Source organism: Maribacter sp. ACAM166, assembly GCF_005771495.1.
GTDB lineage: Bacteria > Bacteroidota > Bacteroidia > Flavobacteriales > Flavobacteriaceae > Maribacter.
In genome coordinates this window covers 117,303-144,142 of record NZ_VAUW01000001.1, presented here as the reverse complement: position 1 = coordinate 144,142, position 26,840 = coordinate 117,303, and the positions used below count along the sequence as shown (strand labels likewise).

14 protein-coding genes are annotated in these 26,840 nt (G+C 34.6%); 11 read left to right on the top strand and 3 right to left on the bottom strand.

Annotation, left to right across the window (positions count from 1 at the left end; all coding sequences use genetic code 11):
* Window positions 1–113 precede the first annotated feature (113 nt).
* The 4 genes from ES765_RS00575 (at window position 114) to ES765_RS00560 (ending at window position 11,001) form a co-directional block, all read left to right on the top strand.
* Window positions 114–3,407, top strand: a complete 3,294-nt coding sequence (locus ES765_RS00575) for a VCBS repeat-containing protein (protein WP_138110581.1) — start codon at window positions 114–116, stop codon at window positions 3,405–3,407.
* A gap of 1 nt (window position 3,408) precedes the next feature.
* Entirely contained in the window at window positions 3,409–6,759 is a 3,351-nt protein-coding gene (locus ES765_RS00570) for a VCBS repeat-containing protein (RefSeq protein WP_138110580.1), read from the top strand.
* A complete protein-coding gene (locus ES765_RS00565; RefSeq protein ID WP_138110579.1) occupies window positions 6,749–10,003 on the top strand; it encodes a VCBS repeat-containing protein in 3,255 nt (1,084 codons plus the stop codon). Before ES765_RS00570 ends, ES765_RS00565 begins: the two co-directional genes overlap by 11 nt.
* 89 nt (window positions 10,004–10,092) lie before the next feature.
* Entirely contained in the window at window positions 10,093–11,001 is a 909-nt protein-coding gene (locus ES765_RS00560; RefSeq protein ID WP_138110578.1) for a GyrI-like domain-containing protein, read from the top strand.
* A 33-nt stretch (window positions 11,002–11,034) separates the two neighbouring features.
* Here the strand turns inward: ES765_RS00560 and ES765_RS00555 are convergent, their stop codons facing one another.
* Complete coding sequence (locus tag ES765_RS00555; RefSeq protein ID WP_138110577.1) at window positions 11,035–12,687, bottom strand: solute:sodium symporter family transporter; 1,653 nt, start codon at window positions 12,685–12,687, stop codon at window positions 11,035–11,037.
* Window positions 12,688–12,900: 213 nt separating this feature from the next.
* Here ES765_RS00555 and ES765_RS00550 point away from each other — a divergent pair, with 213 nt between their 5' ends.
* Window positions 12,901–14,268, top strand: a complete 1,368-nt coding sequence (locus tag ES765_RS00550) for a vanadium-dependent haloperoxidase (RefSeq protein ID WP_138110576.1) — start codon at window positions 12,901–12,903, stop codon at window positions 14,266–14,268.
* A gap of 81 nt (window positions 14,269–14,349) precedes the next feature.
* Complete coding sequence (locus tag ES765_RS00545; RefSeq protein ID WP_138110575.1) at window positions 14,350–15,201, top strand: hypothetical protein; 852 nt, start codon at window positions 14,350–14,352, stop codon at window positions 15,199–15,201.
* A 12-nt stretch (window positions 15,202–15,213) separates the two neighbouring features.
* Here the strand turns inward: ES765_RS00545 and ES765_RS00540 are convergent, their stop codons facing one another.
* Window positions 15,214–18,930, bottom strand: a complete 3,717-nt coding sequence (locus ES765_RS00540) for a metallophosphoesterase (protein WP_138110574.1) — start codon at window positions 18,928–18,930, stop codon at window positions 15,214–15,216.
* Between the two features lie 56 nt (window positions 18,931–18,986).
* On the opposite strand from ES765_RS00540, the gene ES765_RS00535 reads away from it, so the two are divergent.
* Entirely contained in the window at window positions 18,987–20,204 is a 1,218-nt protein-coding gene (locus ES765_RS00535; RefSeq protein WP_138110573.1) for a Pycsar system effector family protein, read from the top strand.
* Here the strand turns inward: ES765_RS00535 and ES765_RS00530 are convergent.
* Window positions 20,193–22,565, bottom strand: a complete 2,373-nt coding sequence (locus ES765_RS00530) for a GAF domain-containing protein (protein ID WP_138110572.1) — start codon at window positions 22,563–22,565, stop codon at window positions 20,193–20,195. The two genes, ES765_RS00535 and ES765_RS00530, sit on opposite strands and share 12 nt — an antisense overlap.
* Before the next feature lie 112 nt (window positions 22,566–22,677).
* Between ES765_RS00530 and ES765_RS00525 the strand changes: the two genes are divergently transcribed.
* From ES765_RS00525 to ES765_RS00510, 4 genes are all read left to right on the top strand, one after another.
* Window positions 22,678–23,577 carry a metallophosphoesterase gene (locus ES765_RS00525; protein ID WP_138110571.1) on the top strand — a complete coding sequence of 300 codons (900 nt, stop codon included), beginning with the start codon at window positions 22,678–22,680 and terminating at the stop codon, window positions 23,575–23,577.
* A 346-nt stretch (window positions 23,578–23,923) separates the two neighbouring features.
* Window positions 23,924–25,240, top strand: a complete 1,317-nt coding sequence (locus tag ES765_RS00520) for a gluconate:H+ symporter (RefSeq protein ID WP_138110570.1) — start codon at window positions 23,924–23,926, stop codon at window positions 25,238–25,240.
* A 13-nt stretch (window positions 25,241–25,253) separates the two neighbouring features.
* On the top strand, window positions 25,254–25,721 hold the full coding sequence (locus tag ES765_RS00515; RefSeq protein ID WP_138110569.1) for a RidA family protein: 468 nt from the start codon (window positions 25,254–25,256) through the stop codon (window positions 25,719–25,721).
* Window positions 25,722–25,727: 6 nt separating this feature from the next.
* Complete coding sequence (locus ES765_RS00510) at window positions 25,728–26,840, top strand: D-TA family PLP-dependent enzyme (protein ID WP_138110568.1); 1,113 nt, start codon at window positions 25,728–25,730, stop codon at window positions 26,838–26,840.

The following is a 26,840-nucleotide window of genomic DNA, read 5'->3' as shown; positions in this document are numbered from 1 at the left end:
GATTCTTTTTTCTTACTACCAATACCTATATATCAACCCTTTTTTATTGTCAAATTTTAAAGAAAATTGAAATATACTTTTCAATATATCATTCGCACAGTAGATAACCTCTCATGCAAAAAATATTTATCTTACTTATAGTATTTTCATGCTTACTGTTCGGATGCGGTAAAAAGCAAAAACCGCTGTTCAAAAAATTATCTTCCAAACAAACTGGCGTAACCTTTACCAACCAATTAACCAATTCACCTCAACTAAACATTCTAAATTATCTCTATTATTATAATGGCGCTGGGGTAATAACTGCCGATTTTAATAATGACGGCCTTATTGACCTGTATTGTGCCGCTAACCAAGCCGAAGACAAGCTTTACTTGAATCAAGGAAACTTAAAATTCATAGAAATTGAATTACCCAAACAAAATCTTGAAATAGGAAATTGGACCACTGGGGTTACTCAAGTTGACATCAATAATGATGGCTTATTAGATATCTACATCTGTAAGGCTTCCGGCTATAGAGCCCTATCAGGGCAAAATTTGCTTTATGTAAATCAAGGAATAAATAACGACGGCATACCCTCTTTTATAGAACAGGCTGAAAATTATGGATTGGCATTTTCTGGCCTATCAACGAAAGCTGCATTTTTTGACTATGACAAAGATGGAGATTTAGACATGTATCTTTTGAACCATTCGGTTCACCCAAACATTAATTATGGAAAGGGTACACAACGTAAAATCATCAGTTCCATTTCAGGAGACCGACTTTACACTAACAATAATGGGCATTATGAAGATACAAGTTACGAATCAGGTATTTTTCAAGGTAAAAGTGGCTACGGACTTGGCCTCTCAATAAGCGATTTAAACAATGATGGATATCCAGATATTTATGTTGGTAATGATTTTTTCGAAAATGATTACCTATATATGAATCAGAAAAATGGAACTTTTATAGAAGTTATATCTAACGACGAACATCAATTAGGCCATACCACCCACTATTCAATGGGAAATGCAATTGCAGATATCAACAATGATTCTTTCACAGATATTGTATCCCTAGATATGCTACCAGAAGATTTATATACTTACAAAACTTCGGGTTTAGAATATGCCTACCCTATTTATCAACAGTATATTAAAAATGGCTACGCTCCGCAGTTTATGCAAAACACCTTGCATGTCAACAATAATGGTCATAATTTTTCAGAGATTGGTAACTTAAGTGGTATTTCAGCCACCGAATGGTCATGGGGCTCACTATTAGCAGATTTTGACAATGACGGATACAAAGACTTATTCATTTCAAACGGCATCAAGGGAGCTACTAATGATATGGACTACATGAACTTCATTGCCAATGAAAAAATACAAAGACGTATAGATACTGGCATGGATAATACAGATATGCCCCTCATTAAAGAAATACCCGAAAAAAAAGTTTCAAATTATTTTTTTAAAAACAAAGGTGATTTAAAATTCGATGATATGTCTGCCCAATGGCTTAACGCTGAACCTTCTTACAGTAATGGCTGCACTTATGCCGATTTGGATAATGATGGTGATTTGGATATTGTTGTAAATAACATTGATGATGAACTTTATATTTTAGAAAACACATTAGAGAATTCACACTATATAACCTTAAAATTAAACGGCCCTAAAAAAAACAGGTTTGGTTTAGGCGCTAAACTTTCTTTATATACAAAAAGCGGCGTTCAAGTTCTTGAACATTACACTACTAACGGCTATTTATCATCCAGTTCGAACAAATTATTATTTGGACTTGAAAAAGATACTGTCATAGATTCTCTTTGTATAGTATGGCCAGATAATAAAGAGCAAACAATAGTGAATCTTCAATACAATCAAGAAGTCCTATTGGATTACAATAACAGTTATGAACCAAGAATTAAAGTCACTAACAACGAAATATACTTTGATACCATACAAGCACCAATACTAAAATTTGTTCATAATGAAAAACCAACATTAGATTTTAGTAAGGAACCTTTAATTCCTTTCGCCAATTCAAATGAGGGGCCAACAATTTCAATTTCCGATATAAATAATGATGGGTTTGATGATATTTTCATAGGAGGTGCTAAAGCACAATCATCTCATTTATACGTTCAATCAGCATCTGGCAATTTCATAGATAGCCAACCAGAATTATTTAATGAAAGTGCAATCAATGAAGATGTAGCAAGCATCTTTTTTGATGCAAATGGTGACCAACAATTTGACTTATTAGTAGCAAGTGGTGGAAATGAATTTTTAAATGGATCACCCCTAAAACCGAGACTCTATATTAATGAAAATGGAATTTTTAAAAAAGACACATTAGCTTTTAATACTATTGAACTAAATTCCTCTAAAATATCTGTAAATGATTTTGATAATGATGGCGATAACGATGTGGTTATTACTTCAGACCAAGAACCTTCAGCCTATGGCATAACTCCAGAGCAATATTTTTTCACAAATAATGGTAATGGAAAATTTAAAAATGAGATAGATACCATTGCTCCAGATTTAAAATTAATTGGTAATGTAAAAGATATGTCTTGGGTAGATGTTAATGGTGATGGACTAGATGACTTGATTGTAGTAGGGCATTGGATGCCAATATCCATATTTCTAAATGACGGTAAAAAATTAAATCTAGTAGACTCTAGTTCACTTAAAGAAACTAATGGATGGTGGAATTCAATTCTTGTTACTGATTTAGATAATGACGGGGATTTAGACTTCGTTTGCGGTAATTGGGGAACAAACACCAAATTTAAAGCCTCTAAATCACATCCTATAACCCTATACAATTATGATTTTGATAATAATGGACAATTAGACCCTTTAATCACCTATTATCATAAAGACATAGAAACCCCATTTGCTTCAAAAGATGAATTGGCAAAACAAATGCCCTATTTAAATAAAAAATTCCTATCCTATTCAGATTTCGCTTTAGCTAGTATCAGTGAATTATTTGGGCAAAACTCGTTAAACAAAGCAGATAAAAAACAAGTCTATGAATTACAAAGTTGTTGGTTTAGAAATGATGGTTCTGGAAATTTTAAAAAACAACCTTTGCCTACAATAGCACAGATATCTTCCATTAACGACATTATAGCAGAAGATTTCAATTCTGACGGGTTTAAAGATTTGTTAATTGTTGGCAACAACTTCGAAATTAGCACTCAATTAGGCAGATTAGATGCCCTTCATGGGTTAATTTTGTTTAATTCTAAAAATAAAAATGTGCAATTTAGCGACGCATATAACATGCTTCAAATAAACGGTGCCTCACGAGAAATACATAAAATTAAAATAAAAGGAGTTGACACCTATATAGTTGGCAGAAACAACAAATCACCTTTTTTTTATATTTATAATAACTAAAATGAACAGATTTCATATTACAATTTTGCTGTTTTTAGGAGTGCTGATTTTCTCTTGTAAAGAGAAATCTGAAATTGTACCTAGAAGTTCAAAAGAAAATACATTATTTACATTAGTCCCTTCTGACAGCTCAGGTATTGATTTTATTAATCACATTGAAAACCAGAAAAAGTTCAACATTTTTAAATACCGAAACTTCTATAATGGTGGTGGTGTTGCCTTAGGCGATATCAACAATGATGGGCTAACTGATATTTACTTGACCGGAAATATGGTGCCGAATAAGCTTTATTTGAACAAAGGGAACTTTAAATTTGATGACATAACCTTAAAATCAGGCACCACAGGAAACAAACCTTGGTCTACAGGGGTTGTAATGGTCGATATAAATAACGATGGCTTATTGGATATTTATGTTAGTAATGCAGGCAACATGGAAGGTAACAACCATGACAACGATTTATACATTAACAATGGCGATTTAACTTTTACTGAAAAAGCGGAAGAATACAACCTAGCTAAAACAGGTTTTTCAACACATGCAACATTTTTTGACTATGATAAAGATGGAGATTTAGATGCTTATATTTTGAACAATAGCAACATTCCTGTTAGTAGCCTTGGATATGCAGAACAAAGAAATGTTAGAGCGCAAGATTGGGAAGGTGTACCTGATATCTTTAAGGGCGTCGGTGATATGTTATTGAGAAATGATGATGGTAAATTTATAGACGTAAGTGAAAAATCTGGAATATATGGTAGCTTAATAGGTTTCGGCTTAGGAGTAATGGTTGCAGATATCAATCAAGACCTTTATCCAGATTTATATGTTTCGAATGATTTTTACGAAAGAGACTATCTATATATAAATAATCAAGACGGTACGTTTACTGAAGAAATTAAAAAATGGACAAACCATTTAAGTTTATCTGCTATGGGCATTGACATTGCAGATATCAATAATGATGGTTTATCTGATATTTTTATTACCGATATGCTCCCAGAACCAGACCAACGTGTTAAGTCTGTCATGGAATTTGAAGGGTATAATATTTTCAAACTAAAACAAAGCAAAGATTTTCACCAGCAGTATATTCAAAACACACTTCAACTTAACAATGGTAATGGCTCATTTTCAGAGGTTGCATACTATAGTGGTGTAGAGGCAACTGATTGGAGCTGGTCTGGGTTACTATTTGATATGGATAATGATGGCTTAAAGGATATCTATATAACCAACGGTATCAATCATGATTTAACCGACCTTGATTTTGTTGATTTTTTCGCAAATGAAATTATCCAAAAAATGGCACTCACAGGTAAAAAAGAATCTATAGATTCTATAATAAGCAAAATGCCAATGAGTCCTTTACCAAATTATGCTTATCACAATAACGGGGATATCACCTTTAGTAACTTCAACAAGCAATGGGGCTTCGAACTACCCAGTAAATCAAATGGAGCTGCTTATGGTGATTTGGATAATGACGGAGATTTAGACTTAGTGGTCAACAATGTAAACATGGAAAGTTTTGTTTACAAAAACAACAGTGACAAACTTAAAGACCATAATTATATAAAGCTAAGATTTATCGGACCAGACCAAAATAAGTTTGCAATTGGTACTAACGCCAAAGTATATTATAAAGACCAAATAATAGACCAAACTTTGATTCCTTCAAGAGGTTTTCAATCATCTGTCGACTATCCTATGACTATTGGTATTGGTAGTACCACTAAAATAGATTCTATAAGAATCATTTGGCCAGATGATACAACGCAAAAACTAACCAATGTAGCAGTCAATTCAGATATTACTATAGACTATACTGATGCTACTGGTATTTATAAGGCTAATAATCTTAAAACCAATTCTAAATTACTTAATGAAATTTCCAATAAAACTTTATTAACCCATCATGAAAATGATTATAATGACTTTAACAATGAAGGCCTTATCTATAAATCTTTAGATGAAGAAGGCCCTGCATTAGCTGTAGGAGATGTTAATGGCGATGGTAATGAAGATATATTTGTCGGCGGCGCCAAAGGTGAGACCGCGGCTATTTATCTACATAGTGGTGATGGCAATCTCGGTATACCAAATACATCTATTTTCGAAAATGATTCAGATTACGAAGATACATCTGCAGCCTTTTTCGACATGGACAATGATGGCGACCTGGATTTAGTGGTAGGTAATGGTGGTAATGAATTAGGTATGCAAAACACATACGGCATTAGAATATTTATAAATAATGGTAAGGGGAAATTCAAGAAAATAAAAGATAAATTGCCTACAGTTAATGTAAATATTTCAGTAATAGCTCCCTATGATTTTAATAATGATGGGTACATAGATTTATTTGTAGGATCAAGAAGTGTGGTTGGCACATATGGTATTGAACCCAATCATCTATTGTTATTAAACAATGGCGACAATACATTTGCTGATGTAACTGAACGTTCTGGATACGACCTTAAAAATGCGGGTATGATTACCGATGCGAAATGGCTGGACATGGATGGTGATGGTAAAAAAGATTTAGTAACAGTATCTGATTGGGGGAGACCTAATATTTTTAAAAATTCTGGCAAACGCCTTAGCAAGTATTCTACCAATTTAGATAGTCTTGACGGATGGTGGGGAGCACTAGATGCCAAAGATTTGGACAATGATGGTGATTTAGACCTAGTATTAGGTAATTCTGGAAGCAATCTTCATTACAAGCCTAAAAAAAATCAACCCATGAAAATGTGGGTAAATGACTTTGACAATGATGGAACTATTGAACAAATCGTAACTCAAAATTATGATGGCGGTGATTACCCTATCCATCAAAAAAGAGAACTTACCACCCAAATATTGGCATTAAAGAAAAAAAACATTAAGGCTTCTGAATATGCTAAAAAAACAATTGACGAACTATTCTCTAAAGAGATCATTGCAAATACAATCGTTAAAAAAGCTTCGATTGCTGAATCTGTCATTGCCATAAATGAAGGAGATGGAACATTTACAATAAAAGAATTACCGGCACGCGTACAATTTTCTTGCATATGTGGTATTCAATGTACAGATGTAAACAACGATGGAAATTTAGATTTAATTATGGCAGGTAATAATTTCGAATTTAAACCTCAATTTTCCAGATTAGATGCCAATTATGGTAATGTTTTGTTAGGTGATGGTAAAATGGGCTTCGATTGGCAAAACTATAATAAAAGTGGTATTTTCATAAAAGAAGAAGTCAAACATTTAGAATTGTTCAAAGACAAAATGGGCAGTGTTTTCTTAATCGCTGCCATTAACAATGAGAAGCCGAAAATTTATCGATTAAATGAAAAATAGCATCCTAATACTATTCTTCTTTTCCTTTCTAATAAGCTGTTCCACAAAAAATGAAGGTGAGGTTTTTAAGAAACTTTCATCTAAAGATACAGGAATCCACTTTGAGAATAATCTTACCGAATCTGATGATTTGAATATTCTGGACTATCTCTATTTTTATAATGGTGGTGGTGTTGCCATAGGTGATATCAACAATGATAGTCTACCAGATATTTTTCTTTCCGCTAACCAAACAGCGAATCAACTTTATCTTAATAAAGGAAATATGACTTTTGAGGATATTTCAGATAAAGCCGGAATTTCAGGAAATAGTTCATGGAATACAGGTGCTGTAATGGGTGATGTAAATGGTGATGGACTTTTAGATATTTATGTTTGTGCCGTCGTTGGCCTTAATGGATTTAACGGCCATAACGAACTTTACATTAATAAGGGTAATGGCGAATTCATAGAAAGCGCTGCCCAATATGGACTTGATTTCGATTCTTATAGCTCAAATGCCGCATTTTTAGATTATGATTTAGATGGTGATCTAGATATGTACCTTTTAAACCATGCTGTTCACACTCAAGAAACGTATGGTAAAATGGAATTAAGAAATCAACGAAATTATGAATCGGGCGATAAACTGCTTCGAAATGATAATGGCGAATTTGTAGATGTAAGTGAGCAAGCGGGTATTTTTGGAGGTATTAATGGCTATGGATTAGGAGTCTCTGTTGCTGATTTTAATACGGATGGATTTCCAGACCTTTACATTGGAAATGATTTTCATGAAGATGATTATTACTATTTAAATAATGGTGATGGTACGTTTACAGAAAGTTTGAGGACCTATTTCGGACATACCTCAAGGTTTTCAATGGGGAGCGATGCTACAGATATTAACCACGATGGTAGACCAGACTTGATTTCGTTAGATATGTTACCCGATGACGAGAAAGTACTTAAAGCTTCAGAAGGAGATGATAATCTTCAAATTCAAAAAATCAGGATAAGTGAGTATGGGTACCACTACCAATTCACTAGAAACATGCTGTTCTTAAATCAACCAGATGGTACTTTTATAGAAACTGCTTTGCAAAGCGGCGTTTCTGCTACTGATTGGAGTTGGAGTGCCCTTTTTGGAGATTATGACCAAGATGGTGAACAAGATTTGTTTATCAGCAATGGCATTCCTAAACGTCCCAATGATTTAGATTACATTAATTTTCTTTCCAATGATAATATTGAAAATAAAATGAACAACACCAATCTTATAGACCACAAAGCACTTAATCTAATGCCATCGGGCAATGTGGGAAATAAAGTATTTCAAGGGAATGAAAGTTTACTATTTAAGGACAAGTCCAATAGTTGGATTCCTAATGACACTCTTGTTTCTGGTGCTACTGCATACGGTGATTTAGATAATGACGGTGATTTAGATATTGTAACTAATAACTTAAATAGTAAGCTATCGGTTTACGAGAATTTAACCAATTCAAAATCGAACTATTTAAAAGTGAAATTAAATTATACAAAAGGGAATAACTATGGCTTAGGAACCAAAATAGTTTCTTTTGCGGGTGGCAAAAAGCAATTCAAAGAATTATACACCGTAAGGGGTTTTCAAGCGTCCTCTGAGCCCATTATACATTTTGGTTATGGAAGTTTAGCTACTATTGATTCATTGAAAATTATTTGGCCTAATGCCACCTATCAGGTTATAAAAAATGTTAGCGTAAACCAGACCTTGATTATAGAACCTAATAAAACAAAAGCCTATGATTATAAAAATTTACACTCTAATGTAACACCACTTTTTGAAGGTGTAGAAGATAATTTAGGAATAAATTTCACCCATAAAGAGGATCGTTATACAGATTTCAATCGTCAAAAACTTATTCCTTACCAATTGTCAGACCGCGGCCCAGCAACAAGTGTTGCGGATATCAATAATGATGGGAAGGAAGATATTTTCTTCGGCGGATCTAAGTATATACCATCCGAAACCTATATTCAACAAGACAGTTCTTTCATAAATGTGAAATACCAGAATTTGGCCAAAGATTCAATTAAAGAAGATGTAACTTCTATACTAGCAGATTTTAATAAGGATGGTGCAGTTGATTTAGTCATTGGTAGTGGTGGAGCAGATTTTTATGGAAAATCAAAACCACTTTCAGATAGTTACTACAGCTTTAATCAAACGGACTTCGAAACTAATACGTTCCCTTTGTTTTACGATAATGCATCGGTAATCGTGTCGATTGATGTGGATGGAGATAATGATTTAGACCTGTTTATTGGTAACCAGGCTGTGTCTTCAGATTTTGGTAAACCCGCCAGTTCGCATTTGCTTATTAATACCAATGGTAAATTCACCTTGTCTTCTGAAAATCCATTCGAATCATTAGGTATGGTAACTGATGCTATTGCTACAGATTTTAATAATGATGGTATACAAGATTTAATCATTGTCGGTGAATGGATGGCCCCAAAGTTTTATAGAAATGAGGGAACTAATTTTGTTTTAACGGAGCAATATATCGAGGACGAATTAAAAGGTCTATGGCAAAGCGTTGAAAGTTTTGATATAGATGGAGACGGTGATCAAGATTACCTTTTGGGTAATTGGGGTATGAACTCCAAATACACTGCCTCTAAGGAAAACCCAATGAGAATGTATTACAGCGATTTTGACAAAAATGGAGATACTGAAACAATTGTTTGTACCTACAAAAACGGCTCCTACTACCCCTTAGCGAGTTTAAATGAATTATCGAGTCAACTTGTATCACTTCGCAAAAAGTTCACCTCGTACAGTTCATTTGCCGGTACATCAATTACTGGAATTCTAACTAGTGAACAACTACACAATGCTGATATTTTACATGTTTCCGAATTAGCATCTGGATACTTGAAAAATGATAATGGTAAATTTTCGTTCGTCCCTTTTGGTTATGAACTTCAAACGGCTCCTCTAACTACCTTTTTAAAATACGATTTTGATAACGACAATACGGATGAAGTATTAATTGGAGGTAATTATTTCGGCGTAAAACCTTACCACGGTAGGTTTGATTCTTTTCCGGGGGCATTACTTAAAAAATCAAATGACATCATTTTAGGAAATCAATTAGGATTGAATTTTATGTTCAAATCCGTACGACATACGAACATTTTTTATTTAAAACAGCAACCATATCTACTTGTAACAATGAACGATAGCTCAGCTCAAGTATATAAAATCAAGAGATGATTAGCTGTATTAGTATCAAAGGCATAAAAAGAATAAGCTATTAAAACTTGCCATATGCACTGCAGTACATATGGCACATTATAAACAATATGATTAAAAGAAGAATTTATATTTTTTCAATAATAGTATCATTATTCTTGGTTTGGTACTTTTTTATCAAATCTGCAGATTATATCATTAATTTTAAATCAAACACGTTTCCAGAAACAATTATTCAATCCTTAAAACTATGGAATAATGGTTTGGATAGTTCAGTAGAATTAAGGGAAGATGCTAATCTCAGTCATGTACAACAGACATTCAATATTGCAGACTCTACACATATTTATGACTGGCAAATTAAATTATTAACAGATTCCACTTCACAAGTTACTGTTGGTGTAACCGACAAAAACCTAATAAATAGTCTTAAAAATAAACTTTTAGTCCCTTTTTCAAATACCGATTTCTCTACTGGTTCTGAAAAAATAGTTTTTAATTTTATGACTGTACTCAAAGACCATGTTGATAATTTCAAGATTACAATTATTGGTATTGAAGAGATTCCTGAAAAATTTCTCGCTTTTATACCTATTAAGAAAACACAAGTAGAAAAGGCAAAAGGAATGATGGAAAATTCAAGCTTTATAGGTGAAGTTCTGCTAAAAAACGGTGTAGAATTAAATGGACCGCCTATGTTGGAGATTACAGAATGGAATCGATTAAAAGATAGTATTTCCTATAATTTTGGCTATCCTGTTTTACCTCAACAAAACTTACCAACGAATACCGAAATTCAATATAAAAAGCTTGAAGCCAGAAAAGGAATTAAAGCGATTTATCATGGGAATTACATCACATCAGATAGAGCATGGTATGCATTGTTACGTTACGCTAAAAAAAACAACTTAGATGTAGCACCACGTGCTATAGAAATATTTTACAACAACCCAGATATGGGTGGGAATTCAATTAATTGGAAGACCGAAGTTTATTTACCCATTATCATTGAGCAGTAGTACGTATCTTTTAACGCCGATTAAAAAGTCCACCTACTGAGCAAAATAGATGTAAATTCCAATTACGATAGTACAAATTCCTATCCCCACTTGATTTACATATTTGTAAGGCGTAATAGAGACTTGATTTGTATATTCTAACACAAACGGCTCTTTACGTGGCTTTATAGCACCAATAACCAACATGATTATAATGTTAGTCACAAACAGAATTGCCATAATATGTAAGTAATGTGGATAAGCCTCTGCTTCAATCAGCTTAAGACTATTTGCATCCGTAATTCCAGCACTTTTTGCTTCGGCCAATGCATCGCTTACAAACCTACCTTTCAGCCAGAATTGACTTACGCAATACAATACTGATCCTGAAAATATACCAACTTTCGCAGCAATTGCAGGCACTCTTTTAGTCAGATAACCAACTACAATAATTGTAAAGATTGGAATACTATAGATTCCGTTTATTTCCTGCAGGTAATTAAATAGACTGCCTGCATTCGCTATTAATGGGGCAATAAACATTGCTGCCAAAGCTAAGCAGATACCAAATATCTTACCATATTTTACAACGGTAGTTTCAGAAGCTTCCTTGTTAATATGTTGCTTATAAATATCAATTCCAAAAAGTGTTACTGAACTATTCAGAACACTATTAAAAGAACTTAATATTGCACCAAAAAGTACAGCTGCAAAAAACCCAACCAAAGGCTTAGGCAAAACGGCACGTACTAATTCTGGATACGCTAAATCACTAGAATCTAATCCTCCATCAAAATAATGATAGGCAATCATACCTGGCAAAACCAAAATTAATGGTCCTAGTATTTTAAGAAATGAAGCCAACAACAATCCCTTTTGACCTTCTGCCAAATTTTTAGCTCCTAATGCTCTTTGTATAATTTGTTGATTAGTCCCCCAGTAAAACAATTGCACTAACATCATACCCGTAAAAATAGTAGAAAATGGCACTTCCTGTCCTGTGTTACCCGTCGAATCAAAACGTTCTGGGTTTGCACTTATCAAATTTTCTAAACCTTGAAAAACACTGCCGTCACCAATGGCCATCAAGCCGAATACTGGAATTAACAAGCCTCCTGTCAACAAGCCTATTGCATTTATAGAATCTGATACTGCTACCGCCTTTAAACCTCCAAAAACTGCGTATATAGACCCTATAATTCCAATTCCCCAAATACAAATAATCAATGCTGTTTTATCCGACACATCCAATAATGTTGGAATGTCGAACATTCCACTAATAGCAACAGATCCAGAATATAAAATAACAGGCAACAGCACTACTACATAGCCTGTTAAAAAAAGACCCGATGTAATAGTTTTGGTTGCAACATCAAACCGTTTCGCTAAAAATTGAGGTACAGTAGTCAATCCTCCTTTTAAATATCTAGGAAGTAAAAATATTGCAGCTATAACAATTGCTATAGCGGCTAATGTTTCCCAAGCCATTACAGATAATCCGTCTGTGTAAGCACTTCCGTTCAATCCAACAATCTGTTCTGTAGACAGGTTGGTTAATAATAGAGATCCAGCAATAACACCTGCAGTAAGACTTCGCCCTCCTAAAAAATATCCATCAGACGATTTTTCATCGGTTTTCCGGGTTGCTAAATATGATATAACCGCCACCAAAATTGTAAATCCTAAAAAAGAAAGTATCCCTATCATTAATTTGAAAATTGAAAAATATAAAGTGCTTAAATATATTGGATATTTTAAGATTACCACAATCAAATGTTAGATTTATCTTAAAATCATTCATGCAGTAGGCAAGAATAAATGATATATCATCAAAATACTGTATTAAAACTCATCTTAAAGCCTTGATGAATACTTAATAGCCCCAATTTTATTTAATTTTGTCCCTTTACCAAAAGTCACATGAAAAATCTTATTACAAAGCTTAAAACTTTATTGAACAAATTTTTTGGCTTCCTATTTTTAGCCTTTATAATTTCTTGTTCGAAAGAAAAAAAACAAGAACCTATTGTTATTACCCCAGGGGAATTACACAATTCTATTGACAAAATTGTGGAAATTATGGTTCATGATATCTTTTCTCCGCCTGTAGCAAGTAGAATTTTTGCTTATCCAAATATTGCCGCTTACGAAATAATAGCACAAGTAAACCCCAACTACCAATCATTAGCGGGTCAAATTACTGATTTAAAACCCGTACCAAAATTAGATACTGTTCAAGGGATTAATCCACAATTAGCGGCCTTAATTGCGCATATGAACATCAGTCGACAGTTGATTTTTTCCGAAGATAAATTCGATGTTTTGCAAGATAGCTTGTTTCATCAATGGAGAACTTTAAATGAAACCGAATTTGAGGTTTCAAAAACCTATGGCTTGAAAGTTTCGGAACATATAAAAGATTGGATGGGAAACGACAAATACAGCCAAACGCGTACAATGCCTAAATTTACTATAAATACCGATGAGGCTTCTAGATGGCAACCAACACCACCCGCCTACATGGATGGTATAGAACCGCATTGGGATAAGATTAGACCATTTGTACTAGACTCAGCATCACAATTCAAACCAATACCGCCGCCGCCCTTTTCTATGGAAAAAGATTCAGATTTTTATAAAGAGCTGATAGAGGTATATGATATCAGTAACAGAATAACTGAAAACGGAGATGAATCTGAGGAAGTAGCGATAGCAAAATTTTGGGATTGTAATCCATATGTATCGGTTACAAGAGGGCATTTAATGTTTGCTACCAAAAAAATCACCCCTGGTGCCCATTGGATTGGTATTACTAAAATAGCATCTAGAAAAACGAAGCGTAATTTTGATGACACCGTATTTGCATACACCAAAACTTCTTTAGCCATAGCTGATGCATTTATAAGTTGTTGGGATGAAAAGTATAGGAGTAATTTAATTAGACCTGAAACTCTGATCAATCAGCATATAGACGAAAATTGGAAGCCCATTTTACAGACGCCTCCATTTCCTGAATACACTAGTGGGCACAGTGTAGTTTCAGGAGCCGCTGCTACTGCGTTAACTAGTATTTTTGGCGAAGATTTCAGCTTTGTTGATGATACCGAAACACCATTTGGACTTCCAATTAGAAATTATACTTCCTTTAATGAAGCAGCAGATGAAGCAGCAATAAGTAGAATGTATGGTGGCATTCATTATAGGGCTGCTGTTGAAGTTGGTGTTGACCAAGGAAGAAAAGTAGGGAATCTGTTAAATTCTAAAATAAAAATGAAAAAAAATCAGTAGCTGTAAAATAATTTGATTTCTACAAATTTATTTTACCGCCTAAAAATAATATATTTAATTCAAAATTGGGATAAGCACTCCATGTCAAAGTTTCTTTTCTACTGTTTACCAATCATTCTCACTTCCTGTATTAATTATGGACAATTAGAGGTAATCACAAACCTACCATTAAGTTTAGAAGAAATTTCTGGTATGGCCACCTATAATGACGCTACAGTTTGGGTCCTTGAAGACAAAGGAAACGAAGATGAAATTTACCAAGTAAACTTCAAAGGCGATATCCTGAAAAGCCTAAAAGTTAAAAATGGGGATAATGATGATTGGGAAGATATGTCGATGGACAAGGCAGGCAACCTCTACATTGCCGATATTGGCAACAATGGTAATTCTCGAAAAAATCTAGTCATTTATAAAATTCCAAACCCTACTATTGAACCTGGTGATAAAATAGATGCTGAACATATAGAGTTTTATTATCCTGATCAAAAGGAGTTTCCTCCAAAAAAAGATGGCTTGTTTTATGATGCAGAAGCATTATTTCACCACGGAAACAAGCTTTTTATAGTCACAAAGAATCGTTCTAAACCTTTTTCTGGTGAGGCGAATATTTATTCTTTGCCAGATACAAAAGGATCGTACGAAGCTACATTAGTTGGGTCGTTTACACCTTGTAAAGAATGGAAAATATGCCAAATAACCTCTATAGACATTTCACCTAAAGGAGATAAAATAATAGCCCTTAGCTACGGTAAGCTTTTTATTTTTTCTGAATTTACATGGGATGATTTCTCTAAAGGTAAAATGCAGGAAATTGACTTAGGCGCACGAACTCAATTAGAATCGGTTTGTTTTCTTAATGAAAACACCTTATTGATTTCTGATGAACGCACACATGGCACTGGTGGCAATCTCTATACCTATTCTTTAGAGTAATTAAAATTGTTACTAGAAACCAAAGCCTAAACCAAAAGAAAATCTCGGTCCATCTTCACTTGCAAAAAGTGCTGTTTTGATGGATATGATATCAGAAGCATTTAAAAAGAATCCACCGCCATAGGATGTATGCCATCGCTCAGAACGTACACCCGGGTACCATACCCTTCCATAGTCAAACCCACCAAACACACCCATAGCCATTGGCAGCAATCGCGTACGTTTCTTTTTAAGGCTAAATCTTATGTCTGTATTTTGATAGTAAGCAGTTTTACCGGTAAAACGCTGGTTTCTAAAGCCTCGCAAACCATCGGCACCACCTATACTTGCGGCCTGATAAAACTCATACCCATCACCCATATTAAAATGAGCTTTCCATTTAGTAGCCAACACCAACCTACCATTAGGGACCAATTTATAATCAAAACCAATGGATGGAATTATATATCCATAATTACCACCATCATTAGAAATATTGTCCTTAAACCCTATATATAAAGAGGTAGCCATACCCAACGTTGGAAAAGCCTTGTTGTCTTTATTTTCGAAGGAATACCCTGCATGTACGCCTAAAAAATCACTATTTGTCTCTTCGCCATTTTGCTGATAAAAGGTATTTATAAATCTATTATCTGTTTCTTCAACACTTATATTTTGAAAGGAAACTCCAAGCTTAACTTTTGCACCTAATTGCCCTCTCCATACTAAAGAAGGTGAAAACTCTATTTGTCTTAATTTTACTCGATTATAATCAAGTTCTAAATCATCGTCTAGATTTATCGAGTTATTCCCATATCCGAAAAAGTTCACAGCAAAATTGGGACTAGTAAACCTTGCCATAACTTCACCATTCCAATTCTCAAATATATGCGCAAACTCTCCTTGATATTTAAAATCAAAACCACTTGTAGCAAAATAATAGGAAGCCCCAAACGTATGCTGCTGAGTAAATGGATTTTGTCTAAACCCATTATAGGTATACGTGTTCAAGAACCCTATACGTATACCATCATCTGGATTAAAACCAACGGTTGGGATTATCTGACTAAAACTATTTCTTAATTTTAGGGGTTGGTAGGTATTAAGCTCATAATCATTTGATAGTTTGACTTTAGCCCCACCAGTTTCTTCAAATGTATTATTCTTGCTTTTGTAATCATACAAAGCAACTTTCTTCCCACTCTTCACTCGATAGATATCATTATTATGACCACCTATAATTCTTACTTTAACACCATTAAAATTTGAGGGATTTTCAACTTCAAAAATATCATCATCATCCAATCCAAAAACCCATATTTCATTCGTGTCTTCAGTTGTAAAAACCTTATTGTAAAACAATTTTTCCTTCTTATCATCTATATTTCGATATACTTTTACCTCTGTCTCCTTGTTATTTAATCTATTTATCTCAAACCAATCATCTTTGTCGGTACCTACAACTACTGCGTATTTATTAAGAACATTGTAATACTTTTTAGCTGTATCTTGAATACGACTTAACCGTTCCAATAAGATATTTTTAATTTCCGTGACGGTTTCATCACGCACTTCTTCTGGAAAAGCTTTAAATGCTTTATCAACGGCATCTGGTGTTAAGTTTTCTTGTAAGTATTTCGCTTGGGACAACCATTGCCTTTTTTCGGTCTCCCCTAGTAAAGCCAAATCCAAAACATAGGTCATAGGTGATGAATTAAAGCCTTTTACACTTCGTATCTCCTCGGTAAAACCTTCCATAAGTCTTAAGCTTGGTATAATACGAGTTGCAATATTCATTAATACTCCATCTCCCATTTTAGAAAACACTTGATCTCGATCTCTAGGTACTGGTCGATAAATAATTTTATCTTTTTCCTCATCTTTAAATTCTGCCCATCTCCATTGGTCAACATGCCTATCCCAATCTCCTAAAACCATATCAAAAAGTCTGGCTCTTAAATAAAGATCTTTATCTACCTCATACTTCTCATCATCACGCAAGTCTTCAAGCATACTATCGGTACTCTTCAACTCATTGGCATAACCAAAACTTGCTAAATCTCCATGACCATCACCTGTATGCTCTTCTATCATATATAGTTCATCACCAAAAGACTCATTATATTCCTTTAACGCAGGTTGTTTGGGTACATAATATAACACAGGATTAGTATGATAGAGATTTACGGCATCTGAAAGTATACCTGTAGTAAATGGCCCATATGGATGAGCACCCGTATAAAAGTCTTGTAATAATTCTTGGGTGTAGGTCTCTTTTAAATCATCTAGCACATACTGATCTTGAAAAGCCATTGACTGCAAATAGAGCTCTGCACTTTTTCGTAATGCCCTCATAACATATTCCCTACCATCTTTGCGTCGTAAGCGTAATGATTTAGACTGATGTCCGCCGCCCTTTTTAACCGGTTCCAAACCACCCATTAATGTATCTAGATTTACAGTTGGTACTTTAACCTTAGTTCCATAATACTTTCGGTAACGATTACCCCAAATAGTTTTAAAAAAGCCACTTTTATCGATTTCATCTTGAGTATATACCGACGCCTTTATAGTATCTGGAAAATCGGTCGTAAAATCACCTATAAATTTCTTTTGCTTGGGAGGCAATACAACATTGGTAAATAAAAATTCTTCCTTTTCATCATCACCTACACCATAAAATCGAACTCTCGAAGAACCATCGGTATATACCTCTAAGGTAGCATACCCCATTCTCCCAGTATTAAACTGCGAACCGTTCAATAATCGGGTCGTTCCTTCTTTTGCACCGGCACCACTTACAATTTGTGGTGTATTATTTTCTACAATATATTGTAGTGAATGTTCATGACCAGATGCAAAAACTACGCGTTCAGAAAATTGCGCCAATGTGGTCACCCTTTTCATTAACTCATTATATCGCTTATTGTTTAAGTCTTCTATAGAAGCACCGGAAGTAGTTCTTAATACATTGATAAAAGTTCCTAAAACCGGTATTGGAAAAGGCAATTCTTTAGGATAAAATTGCTTTCTCAATGAAAATTGCCCACCATGTGGACCATAACTACTTGTAGGATGGTGCATGGCAATAACCGTAGTTCGGTCTCGGTAATCTTTTATGGCATCTTCAAGCTCCAAGAAAAACTTCTCCCTACTTTTTATATTACATTTATCATTTATATCAGGCCGCTTGTCCCAATTCGTCAAGTACCACTCGGTATCAATGGTTATGATAGCAACATCATCTCCTATTTCTACAACATCGATAGGACATCCATTCTCGGGTAGGAAAGGATTTTTTTGCTTTAGAGCTTTTTTAATATAATCTTCTTCACGTTCCAAACCGATTAAACCTTCTGTATACCAATCATGATTACCTGGTATAAAAAGTGGTCTGCCTTTAAAATTGTCAAGTGTTTTCAATTGTGCATCCAAATGATTTTTAGCTGTCAAATACGCTACAGTAGAATCTTTAGGGTCTGGCAATCCTGCAGGGTAGATATTGTCCCCTAAAAAAATAGCAGTACTATTCTTATCTGCTTCATCCAATTTGTCCTTGAAAATTTTAAGGGCAGGGTTCATTCCACCCATTGGAGACAGCCCTGCATCCCCTACTAAATAAAAGGTATGAGAAACTTCTTTTAGCTCGATAACGTCGATAGCATATTTGTCATCCACATACTTTGTACTATAGGTGGCACAACCAGTAATAACCAGTAAAAGCAATAAATAAGCATAATATTTTTTCATAGCAATAAACCCCCTTTAAATTTTCGTAATTTGGGTAATTCTAACCAATTTTTTCTATGTCAGATATCTTAGATAAGACACAACAGTTTGTGGTTGAATTACTTACCAATCATTTGGATAAGAACTTTTTATACCACAACCTAAGACATACACAACGAGTTGTTAAAAGTACTAAAGAATTATTGGAATCATGTTCTCTATCAAATCAGGAAAAGGAGATTTTGGAGCTAGTAGCCTGGCTACATGACACTGGCTACACAAAAGGTATTGAAGACCATGAGGAAAGTAGTTGTGAAATAGCTGAGAAATTCCTAACGAAAGTAGGTTATACCCTTGACAAAATTGAGAAAATAAAAGGGTGCATTCGGGCTACAAAATGGAATACCAAGCCTACTAATTTAATGGAAAAAATCATACGAGATGCAGATTCCTCTCACTTTGCGCAAAGTAGTTATATTGAAACTACAGAGTTATTACGAGAAGAACTGAAATTATTAGGCGTTAAAAATTATAGCCAAAAAGAATGGCTACAAGAAAACATACAAGTATTTAGAACCAATCATCAATATTATACCGATTACGCTAAAGAGCACTGGCTTATAAAGAAGGATAAAAATCTGAGAAAATTAATCAAGGATAAAAAATCTGAGAAAAAGATCGCTAAAAAAGAAAGACTCAAAGCCCAATTTAAGGGAGAAAGTCCGGATCGTGGTATACAGACTTTGTACAGGGTAACCTTAAAAAATCACATTACACTAAGTGATATTGCAGATACAAAGGCAAACATTTTATTGTCTGTAAATGCGATTATAATCTCGTTGGCATTGTCAAACCTAATACCGAAATTAGATAACCCATCAAATGACTACTTAATTTACCCAACGGTAATATTCGTGTTATTTGCTATTGTTTCAATGATCCTAGCTGTTTTGGCGACCAGGCCCAATGTTACCAGTGGTGAATTCACCAAGGAAGATGTTGAGAATAAAAATGTAAACCTATTGTTCTTCGGTAATTTTCATAAAATGAAATTGGGAGAATATGAGTGGGCAATTCAAGAAATGATTAAAGACAAAGACTATATCTATACCTCTTTAACTAAGGACCTTTATTTTCTTGGTATCGTGTTAAATAGAAAATATACACTCTTACGTTGGACTTATACCATTTTCATGATTGGTATGATATTATCTGTTATCGCTTTTGCTATATCCTTTAAATTTTTCGGCCCTGAGCGTAAACTGGAATTATTAAGTCAGGTGCTAGTCTTTTAGAGCCTCTATCAAATCGTCATACGTGTAGGTATTTTCAGATGCCTTGTCCGTCTTATATAGAATTTCTGCGCGTATGGCCTTCAATCCAGAAACACCTTGTAACCCTTCTAATTCTACGATTTCGATTTTATTGGTAAAACAACCTTTTGATTTTAGAAATTTAATGTATCGTAAATATTCCAACTCATCCTTTTTCTGAGAATAAACTATGGAAAGCATTCCTTTCTGTGTCAATCGTTGTTCGGTTCCCTTTATGTAAGACTTATCTATTCTTTTTTTAATCACCTCATAACGCGCATTATAAGTACCATCAACATCAAATTGTTTTTCATCCATTCTAAAACGAATTGACAATGATGTATTATAAACCAATATTAACGATGTAGCATCTAACGGAACGGGTAATTCTGATTTTAACGCATAGTGAACATTCTCCATCTCACACATAACCTGTAGTTGCCACAATCTAAGATTATTGAGATATAGATTGTCGTACTCCAAATTTTCAGAGATAGAAGCTCCTATGTACAGGTTATGCTCTACACCATCCGTTTTATAACGTTCATAAAAATGCGGATACATTTCTTGAGCACTTTCCTGTCTTTTATCAATTACTGCAGAAAGTTTCTTATTAATCAACATAACACTTTCGTCATAATTCTTTCTATGATCATAATATGAATCTGTGCCTATATCAATTTTAGACTCGTATGCTAAAATATGTTTTTCTAAAGAATTATCAGCCTTTTTAAGATGTTTGAATACCGGAGAAATCTCATCATTAACAAAGTCGAAAATTGCCTGTTCACTATTGGTGTGCAGCATTTCTTTAATGCTTTCGAGGTGATTGTTCACCCTAAACATCAACTCTTCATAAATCGGCAAATTCCATTTGCCATAGGCTATCGTCAATACGTCATTAATTTCAGAAAGCTGAATCATTAAATCACGTTGAATGGCTAAGTTTCTTGCTTTCGAAGAATCCTTAATATCAATTTGCCCAAATAATGGGTATACATCCTTAAAGATAATTTCCCTAAAAGTTGGTGACCCACCTTCCAATTGATCACCAATAAATCTTTTGGCTTCTTCTTTAAATTTCCAATAAACAGAAGAATGTACAGACGTACATTCATTCTGAATTACAGCGTCTATTCTATTATTTTCTTCATTTTTAGAACGCACCACCGCAGATACAATAAAAGGCATAACGTCATCTAACTTCTTTGCATTTACACCGTTGAGCACACCTTTTTTCTCAGAGACCACCTCCAATATTGCCAAAAGTCTACCGTCATAGGCTATCGGGGCAAATATGGCGCTTTGTACTTCTTGTTCTTTCAAACCTTTATAAAGATCGCTTCCACCAGACATTTCGAAATAACGCTCCACATCTGTAATCGTAAAGTAAGAGTTATCTTTAATTAATTTTTTAAAAGAAGCCTGGCATAGCACGGTACTACACTTTTTAGTTTCTTCACCATTTAATAAAAAACTTTCAAAACCCATACCCACAATTTCCTCAAACTGTTCTCTATGCTCATTATAGGAAGCGAGACCCACCTTAATGTTCGGTAGTCTAAAAAACGATCTAAACGTTTCTTGTAACTCTTGCATGAACTTACCGGAACGTAAATTATCTTTAGAAATCAGTTTTGATTTTATATCAGAAATGGCCTGTTCTGCAGAAACGTCGAACATATTGGCAATAACAAAACCTTTGGAAATAAAGCTCTCTGGCGGAATTTTATCCTTCCAAAGAGTTACATCGTATGGGTTTTCCAATAATTCTTCTACATCTTCTTGGGTAATTTTCTTTGCTTTTTCTGTAGGGATTATATCAATAAAATCTGCATTATACAATATACGGTAATGCCTCATCACTCCTTGCGAATCTGGAATATCATAAAAAAATGGACGACTAAAATCTAGGTCAAAACCATAATGAACGTTTAGTATTACCACACAGCTCATGATATAATCCATACCCTCGCCCGAATTTCGAAGTTCTGGTTCAAAATTATCTCCGGCTTCCTTTATAATTTGCTTAAAACGTTTTGATGTTTTAATAATAACATCTGTATATGGTAAGGAAGCCACTTTTATTTCATTTGAGCTTAAGGCTTCGGTGAAGGTATCCTGTAAAATATTGTCTATTACCTCTCTGTATTTATCTAATAATCTTAAATCAGAAAAACCTTCACGCAATTCAGGATAACCACTTTGTGCATCTACTATACGTTTCGCTGTCTCAGCTAAAAATGAATCACCACTTTCCAAATGTTTCTCATACTTCTTTAGAAGTTTATCAAAACAAATGAAGTGCTTAATGGGCATTAACTTATTCTCGAGATGATTCATACGTAAATTAGTCTACTAATTTGCTATAAAGTTACAAAACAATACCTGTTATTTTAGTGCCTCTACCCCCTATGGTCAGCGGGATTTTCGGATATTTAACAAAAAATAGCACATGTCATCGGATAGTAGACTCTCTAGAGCTTATAACAATGCCAAGGTCATTGCATTTGACAACACCTCAAAATTCATTCTCTTTAGTGATTGTCATAGGGGTGATAACAGTTTTGCCGATGAATTCGCCAACAACCGAAACATCTATTTTCACGCTCTTAAATTTTACTTTTCAGAAGGATTTCAATACTGTGAACTTGGGGATGGTGATGAATTATGGGAAAACATTCATTTCGAATCTATCTTTGAAGCCCATAAGAATATTTTTCAACTTTTAAAGCAATTTCATTTAGAACATAGACTTCATATGATTTGGGGTAACCATGATATGGTTTATAAAGATGAAGACTATGTAAAGAAGCATCTATCTAGCTACTTTGAACCTATAGATGATAAAGACAAGGCACTCTTTGAGGGCATTAAATATAATGAGGCATTAATATTAAAACATTCAAAAACTCAACAAGAAATTTTTCTAACGCACGGCCATCAAGCAGATTGGTGGAATTACACCTTCTGGCGTTGGGGAAGATTTCTGGTACGGGTACTTTGGAAACCCCTGCAAGTTTGGGGTATTGCCGATCCAACATCACCAGCAAAAAATTACACCGAACTTATAAAAGTGGAACGGCGGATAAAGAAATGGATACTTAAAAACAATTTAAAAGTAACTGTCGTTGGTCATACCCATAGACCTCGTTTTCCTGAGCCTGGCGATATACCTATGTTTAATGATGGTAGTTGTGTTCACCCAAGGAGTATCACAGGAATAGAAATTGAACAAGGTAATATCTCATTAATAAAATGGCAAATCAATACCACCGATGATGGTACGCTACGTGTAGTTCGAATTTTGTTGGAGGGGCCACAGAAATTGGAAGACTATATAGCAAAAAAATAGTATGCAAACGCTTAATAAGCTCATAGAAAAAATTCCTTTAATACAAATCTCACATTCAGTCTTATATTATTAAGAGGTGTTCAAAATCTGTTTTATGCATTTCATAAAGTGTTAGAATTGTGAAGCATCAAATTATTTGGTCTGTTCATTTTTCGACTCACATTTTGGCTATTGCTTCCCTATTTTTTAGTACTTGTTTAATCAAACATTATTACTCTATTAATTTAAGTTTTGATTCTAATTTCAAAACTTAAATTAAAATAGGCTCATCGTGTTTCTATAAAATACCGTGAGCCTATTTTTTATGGTATATTTAGCTATTCAACGTATCCAACAAAACCAATCTATGCCTTTATTCATTGTCATTTTAGGAATATTACTCCTATTTGTTCTAATTGCTCGGTTCAAACTGAATGCATTTATCACTTTTATCATTGTCTCGTTATTCGTTGGTATTGCAGAAGGCATGGAACCTTTATCGGTGGTGGACTCCATTCAAAAAGGAATTGGTAATATACTCGGCTTCCTTGTTATCATTTTGGGCCTTGGAGCCATGTTAGGTAAGCTAGTTGCAGATAGTGGAGCGGCACAACGTATCACAACAAAATTGGTTCAAAAATTTGGAAAAAAGAATATTCAATGGGCAGTTGTTCTCACGGGATTTATTGTAGGTATCCCTATGTTTTATTCCGTTGGATTTGTAATTTTGGTTCCCTTGGTCTTTACGATTGCTGCAGCAACAGGTCTACCACTTTTATATGTAGGCTTGCCCATGTTGGCGGCTTTATCGGTAACACACGGCTATTTACCTCCACATCCTGCACCAACAGCTATTGCAGCCACTTTTAATGCAGATATTGGTAAAACATTATTATACGGAATACTGGTAGCCATACCAGCCATAATCGTTGCGGGACCATTACTTTCCAGAACCCTGAAAGGAATCAACGCTACTCCACTTAAAGAATTTTTAAATCCGGTTATTTTAAAGGAAGAAGAAATGCCTAGTATGGCAAACAGCATTATTAGTGCACTTTTGCCTGTTATCCTAATTGCTACTGCTGCACTAGCAGAATTCGCTCTACCAGATACTTTCTTCCTTAAGAAAACTTTGATTTTCATTGGTAATCCGGCGATAGCTATGCTTATTTCCGTTTTGGTGGCTATCTATACTCTAGGCTTAGGTCGTGGTAAAAAAATGAAAGAGGTAATGGATTCTGTGGGAAGTGCAATTACGGGAATTACCATGGTATTATTAATCATAGCTGGTTCTGGTGCCTTAAAACAAGTTCTTATTGATAGTGGTGTAAGTGAGTATATTGGTGCAATGCTACAAGAGTCTTCTATCTCTCCATTAATTTTGGCATGGCTAATCGCTACTGTTATACGGGTTTGTGTTGGATCCGCCACGGTTGCTGGCTTAACCGCAGCAGGCATTGTATTGCCACTTGTTCATGGAACTGGTGTTAGTCCAGAATTAATGGTACTGGCAATTGGTTCTGGAAGTTTAATGTTATCTCATGTAAATGACAGCGGATTTTGGCTATTCAAAGAATATTTTAATCTTTCTATCAAGGACACCTTAAAAAGCTGGACCGTTATGGAAACTACAGTTGGTGTTATGGGCCTAGTTGGTGTTTTAGTTATTAATATTTTTATATAAAATCTAGATTATTATGAAAAAGAAACCTTCAGAAAGAATTAAAGAGTTGGGTCTGGTTTTACCTCCAGCACCACCTCCAGCAGGATTATACAAACCTGTATTGGTCGTAGATCATTTTTTATATATTTCGGGTCAGGGTCCTATGAACAATGATGGCTCCTTAATTATTGGCCGTGCAGGTTATGACATGGATATGGAAGAGGCTAAAAGAGCCGCAAGGCAAGTCGCACTCACTATGTTAGCTACGATACAAACTCATTTTGGAGATATCGATAAAATTAAAAGGATTGTCAAAACCTTAGGCATGGTTAATTCTACACCAGATTTTGGACAACACCCCTTGGTCATCAATGGTTTCAGTGAACTTATGGCAGATATTTTCGGCCCAGAAAATGGTGTAGGTGTTCGTAGTGCTGTTGGTATGATTCTGCCTGGTGGCATTCCTGTTGAAATTGAAGCTCATTTTGAATTACATCACTAACTACCTATGCAAAACAAAAATTGGTATTCTTTAAATCATCCAGAGGAAGTTATATCTCCTTCTTTATTGGTATATCCTGATAGAATTCAACATAACATTGACCTGATGATTTCAATGATAGGCGATGTAAACCGGTTACGCCCTCATGTGAAAACCTATAAAAACGCCAATATCATCAACATGCAGATGGAGCGAGGAATTAAAAAATTCAAATGCGCTACCATTGCTGAGGCTGAACTGTTAGGGGATTGTAATGCACCTGATATTTTGTTGGCTATGCAACCTATTGGCCCGAATATCCATCGGTTTCTAGAACTAGTAAAAAAATACCCCAATTCGAAATTTTCTACAGTAGTCGATAATGAAAAGATACTTTCTATTTTAGGAGCTATAGCCAAAGCCAGTACTACTAAAATTCACCTTTGGGTGGATATTAATAACGGTATGAATAGAACAGGTATTTCACCTGATAGGAAAGCTTTGGAATTGTATATTCAAATACATAAACACCCCTATTTGATTGCTCAAGGCCTACATGTATATGACGGCCATTTAAGGAATTCCAACCCAGTAGTAAGAGAAGAAGATTGTAACGCTGCCTTTAAAACAGTCGAATTATTGAAGAAGAATATTGAAGACCAAGGTATACCCAGCCCTAAAATTATCGCCGGCGGCTCTCCTACATTTCCTTTCCATTGTAAACGGAAAGATGTAGATGCTAGCCCTGGTACAACACTATTGTGGGATATAGGTTATGGTGCCCAATTTCCCGAAATGGGGTTTTTACCTGCCGCTGTTTTATTGACCCGAATAGTAAGTAAACCTGCAACAGGAATTCTATGTTTCGATTTGGGCCATAAATCAATTGCACCAGAGATGCCTTTTCCAAGGATTGAATTTTTAGACTTAAATCATAGTAGGCAAATTAGTCAGTCTGAGGAGCATTTAGTGGTAGAATATGATGACATAAACATCCCTGAAGTTGGTGATGTTCATTACGCAATACCAAAACATATTTGCCCAACCGTTGCAAAGTACGACACCCTTACCGTAATAAAAGATGGCAATGTTACTGACCATTGGAAAGTAACTGCCAGAAATCAAAAATTAACCGTTTAA